The organism is Anaerovorax sp. IOR16 (genome assembly GCF_017168145.1).
GTDB lineage: Bacteria > Bacillota > Clostridia > Peptostreptococcales > Anaerovoracaceae > IOR16.
The window spans coordinates 1-4,969 of the sequence record NZ_JADQTL010000004.1; the positions used below are offsets into that span (position 1 = coordinate 1).

The window sequence follows — 4,969 nt, forward strand, 5'->3', positions numbered from 1 at the left end:
AAAAAAACGGAAGCCAAAGAAAAGACAAAAGTAATCAAGAAAAGTACCGTAGATCCGGATTGCGGTGTATTTCATAAAGGAAAGCATAAGGTAGTATTTGCTTATGCTGCAAATGTAGCTTGCGATCGAAACAATTACATACTTGCTTTTCATACAAATCCAGGAAATGTACATGACTCAGTTGCATTCCCAAAGATTTATGAAAAAGTAAAAAGATATAAAGGTGTAAAAAATATTGTAATGGATTCCGGATATAAAACACCTGCAATTGCTAGAGAAATACTCAAAGATAAACGAATTCCTATCCTACCATACAAACGACCTATGACAAAAAATGGTTATTTTAAAAAACACGAATATGCTTATGATGAATACTATGATTGCTTTGTATGCCCAGAAAACCAAGTGTTAAACTATACTACAACAAATAGAGAAGGGTATCGGGAATATAAGAGTAAAGGAGAAATTTGCAAGAGTTGCCCTTCCTTATCAGAATGCACAGCAAGTAAGGACCATGTAAAAGTAGTCACACGTCATATATGGGAAAACTACATAGAGCAATGTGAGGACATTCGTCATACTCCAAAGTATCGAGATCTTTACAAACTACGGAGTCAAACCATTGAGCGAGTCTTTGCAGATGCAAAAGAAAAACATAATATGCGTTATACACAATATCGAGGGATTCAGAAGATAGAAATGGAACTGAATCTTCTTTTTGCGTCCATGAATCTAAAAAAACTAGCAACATGGATTCATAAATCTGAAAGAAGGAATCAAATGGCATAGAGATATCCTTTTATTTTTTCTTTTTTTAAAAGCTTTATAGAAAAAATAGAAAATACCTTGCAGAAATTATAAGAATATAAATTTAGCAAGGTATTTTGTCTACAGTCTGAGCTGTCTCATGATTTAGAGACAGTTTTTTTATATTTTTTGGTATTGTTTTTTCGTTTAGATTTTACCTTTATGAATCCTTCTGTTTTTATATTGGTTTTAAAGCATTCCTCTAATTTTGACTAAAAATTTGACGGTTATTGCTCCAAAGTGTATCAATTTTCTGCATTTGACTTCTCTTGTGTTCCGTAAGAGAATGGACATACTTTTTTAGAGTAATCGAAACATCTGCATGACCCAAAATCTCACTTACAGATTTTATATCCATACCGACTTCAATTGCCCTAGTAGCAAAAGTATGTCTAAGAGTATGAAAGCTTGCAGACTCAATTCCCATTTGATTGGTTAGTTTCTTAAAATAACTTTGTACTGTCCGAGGATCAACAAAATTTTCTTCATGATTACAAACAACAAATTTAAGATTGTTTGACTTTTTCTTTATCGCTAAGTAACGACATAACCCCTAGAAAACGGAATATCTCTTATAGAAGAACTGCTTTTGGGAGTCCCTATTACTATTTTAGTTTTTTTGTTTTCTTCTTGAGAAACAAGTTTTATTCTTTGCAAATTAGAAGTGACTCTTAAAATTCCATTTGATAAATCTATATCTTTCCATTGCAATGCACATACTTCACCAAGTCTTAAACCTGTATAAAGTGCAAGTATAATGGCGATTGACAAATAATGTTCCGAATTCAGAGCTGCATCTTCAAGTATTTTTTGTTCATCAACACTCAAAACACGGATACTACTGTATTTGTCTGTAGGAAGTTTTATTTTCATGCAAGGATTTTTATCAATTAAATTATTATCTAAAGCTTGTTTTAACGCTGCGGATAAAATTGTGTGTATATCCTTAACGCTTTTAGAAGATAAGCCTCCTTTTCCATCTATCCTTCCATTTGCTAACTTTTCGTTAAAAAAAACCTGTAAGTTAAAAGTATTTAATTGTTTTAAATTCACATATCCTAATTTAGGAATTATATGATTATGGATACAATAATAATAATTTGAAAATGTTGAATCCTTTACATTAAACTTAGCATATTGGCTTAGCCATAATTGAAGCCATTCAGCTAATTTATACTTTGTTTTCGATGTTTCTAATAATCGATTTGTAGCAACTCCTTGTTTTGCAACTATTAATTTCTTTTTCACTTCCGAATATGTTTTACCATATAAAGAATGATATTTTTTTTTACCCGTTGTATTGTCTATAATTATAGCATATCGACCTTCCCACCGACCATCTGAACGCTTATAAATATTCTCACCTTTTCTTGGCATTGTCATTTCCTCCTGATGCATAAAAATTTGACCAAAATAATTACCACTTATAACCATAAAATAATACTTAAAAATCAAAATTATTTGATTTTTAAATAATCAAATGATATTATATGAAATATACAAGTCAAAATTTTTCATTTTTAGACTATTTTCGACATATCTTTTCTAAATTTTAGCTTGTTATACTTTTAGTGTCTATACTATTACGTATAAATATCCAAGTATTACCATTCATAAAGGTAAAATCTTTATGAATCCTTCTGTTTTATATAATTATTTTGTGCAGATATACTACTTCTATACAATTCATGTTAATTTATTGATTTGAATGATAAAGGAACTTGCGTATGAAACATAACTATGAAAGTAATGAATTAATTCATGAAATGAATTTATTAAAAAATACATTTGATGTAGTAAGGCTTATTGATGTAAAAAGACATAAGCAATGCACTTTTTTATTGAAACAAACTGACATACAGTATGGTAATTATGAATGTTATTCTATGTGCAAAGAAAATCATTATATCTCAAATTGTATATTAATTAAAGCATTTCAAAATAAAACAATATATACAAAGTTTGAATTCTTTCATAACGATATCTATTATTTTGTTGCAAAATATGTACAAGTAAACGGGCTTGATTATGTCTTAGAATTAATTAGTAAAATGAACAAAAATAAAATGTTTGATTATAGGCAATACAATTCGTTAGACATTCCAAAAGAATATCCGTCCAGTAAAAAAGTAAAAATTGGACGGAAACTCCCTAGAATGAAGAATTCGATGATTTCTTTTGATCAGTTATTAGAGAGCATAAATAATAATGAATTTTACTTGCTTTATCAACCTAAAATTGAAAATCTAACAGGCAGAGTAATTGGATTGGAAGCATTAATTCGATGGACTAAAATGGATAGCCTTTTGAATTCTTCAGAAAGTTTTATTATAGATTTTGAGAAAAATAAGTTAATTCATTTAATTGATTACTATGTTTTACGTAAAATAATTGAACTAATGAGAAACTGGAAAGAGCATAGGAAAAAAATAATACCGATATCGATAAACATGTGCTGTTCAACATTACTTCGCGATGACTTTTTTCTTACAATTGAAGTGATGATGGGAAATGATACTTTTGCAAGTGAAATAGAAATAGAAATAACCGAAAGAAATATACCGTTAAATAAGATAAAAGAACTGACAGATGTAGTAGAAAGATTAAAAAAAATAGGCTTTCATATTGCGTTGGATGATTTTGGAGCATACTCAGCGAATTACCCTTTGGTCCTTGAGCTTAATATAGACACCCTAAAAATAGACAAGTCTATGATAGCTAATATAAAACATAATATGAAAATACAAAAAATTTTAGAAAATACTTTTTCCATATGCAAAGCATTTGATATTCGTGTCATTGTTGAAGGTGTAGAGGAAAAAGAACAGCTTCAAATATTAACAAGCATAGGGAGTGAGTTTTCACAAGGATACTATTTTTCAGAACCTGTTCCACTTTCTTCAATAAAGCAGATATATTAATTAAAGTTTTCCAGAAACCTAACTTACAGATTTATAACAAACAACAACAATAGAAACTTAGGAGGATTTAATAACATGAAATCATTAAAAATGCGGTTGGTACTAATATTTACAACAGTAATATTTTTTTTGACGACAGTACTGGGTTTTGTCTCTACGCAGGTGGTAAGTCAAAATTTAATCAAACGTACACACAGTGATCTAATAGAAATAGCTGAAGAAGAAGCCAAATACATTCAAGCTACGAGAGATACGGAGCTAAGGTATATTGATGCCCTTGCACAGAATGCATTGATTGCAGATCAAACAGTTAGTTTGGAGGAGAAAATTTCTTTTTGTGAAACAGAGGCAAAAAGAACTGGCTATCAGGCATTTGCCTTTGCTGATAAAAACGGAAACAGTACTGTTTATAATTCAAAAAGAGAAAAAACAAATGTTGCAGACCGAGACTATTTTAAAACCGCAATGACAGGTGAAATGGCTGCTTCTGATTTAATTGTAAGCAGTGCGACCGATGAGCTTGTTATTATATTCGCTGCTCCAGTTTATAAAAATGGTCAGCAAATCGGTGTGTTTTATGGAAGAAAAGATGGGCAAATTCTATCAGATATTGTGAGTAAAGTGAATTATCGTAAGAGCGGTTATGCCTATATGGTAAACAATCAAGGAACTACAATTGGACATAAAAATAAAGATATCGTTTTAAAACAAGATAACGATATTGAAAATGCTAAAAAGGACAGTACTCTTAAAGAGTTAGGAAAACTTACGGAATCTATGATAACTCGTGAATCTGGAAGTGGAGATTATACTTTTAATGGTATAAATAAAATTGTTGCATTTACTCCAATCGAAGGAAGCCCATGGATTATTGCATTAGGAGTCGAATCTAGTGAAATTCTAGAAGAGGTTAATGCAATAAAATTTATACTTATAGTTTTATCATTAGCTGCAATTATAATCGGTGCGATTGTGACTATTTTTGCAAGCAATAAAATTGCAAAACCAATTCAAAAAAATAACAGGAGCTGCTCAGGAGATTGCAGACGGAAATTTTGATGTTACTCTTTCGGTAGATTCTCATGATGAGGTGGGGCAGCTTGCTGAGGCGTTTAATTTAACAATAAAGAGGTTGATTAATTATCAGGAATACATAGATAAAATATCCGATGCTTTAATGAAGATATCGGATGGAGATTTAACCATTAAATTACAAAAAGAGTATGCTGGACAGTTTAAAA

Annotated in this window: 6 protein-coding genes; 4 read left to right on the forward strand and 2 right to left on the reverse strand. The window is 30.2% G+C overall.

Features of this window, described 5'->3' with window-relative positions; all coding sequences use genetic code 11:
* On the forward strand, positions 1-789 hold a 789-nt coding region (locus tag I2490_RS01515; protein WP_206458027.1), incomplete at its 5' end, for a transposase.
* A 220-nt stretch (positions 790-1,009) separates the two neighbouring features.
* On the opposite strand, the gene I2490_RS16800 is transcribed toward I2490_RS01515, so the two are convergent.
* Both I2490_RS16800 and I2490_RS01525 read right to left on the reverse strand, forming a co-directional pair.
* Positions 1,010-1,339: a tyrosine-type recombinase/integrase gene (locus I2490_RS16800; RefSeq protein WP_206458032.1), complete on the reverse strand. Its 330-nt coding sequence runs from the start codon at positions 1,337-1,339 to the stop codon at positions 1,010-1,012.
* Between the two features lie 2 nt (positions 1,340-1,341).
* On the reverse strand, positions 1,342-2,184 hold the full coding sequence (locus tag I2490_RS01525) for a site-specific integrase (RefSeq protein ID WP_206458028.1): 843 nt from the start codon (positions 2,182-2,184) through the stop codon (positions 1,342-1,344).
* Positions 2,185-2,534: 350 nt separating this feature from the next.
* Between I2490_RS01525 and I2490_RS01530 the strand changes: the two genes are divergently transcribed.
* The 3 genes from I2490_RS01530 to I2490_RS01540 all read left to right on the forward strand — a co-directional run.
* Entirely contained in the window at positions 2,535-3,728 is a 1,194-nt protein-coding gene (locus I2490_RS01530) for an EAL domain-containing protein (protein ID WP_206458029.1), read from the forward strand.
* Between the two features lie 75 nt (positions 3,729-3,803).
* Positions 3,804-4,787: a PDC sensor domain-containing protein gene (locus tag I2490_RS01535; RefSeq protein WP_206458030.1), complete on the forward strand. Its 984-nt coding sequence runs from the start codon at positions 3,804-3,806 to the stop codon at positions 4,785-4,787.
* Positions 4,726-4,969, forward strand: a 244-nt coding sequence (locus tag I2490_RS01540) for a HAMP domain-containing protein (RefSeq protein WP_206458031.1), incomplete at its 3' end; no start/stop codon positions are given. The genes I2490_RS01535 and I2490_RS01540, both read left to right, overlap by 62 nt.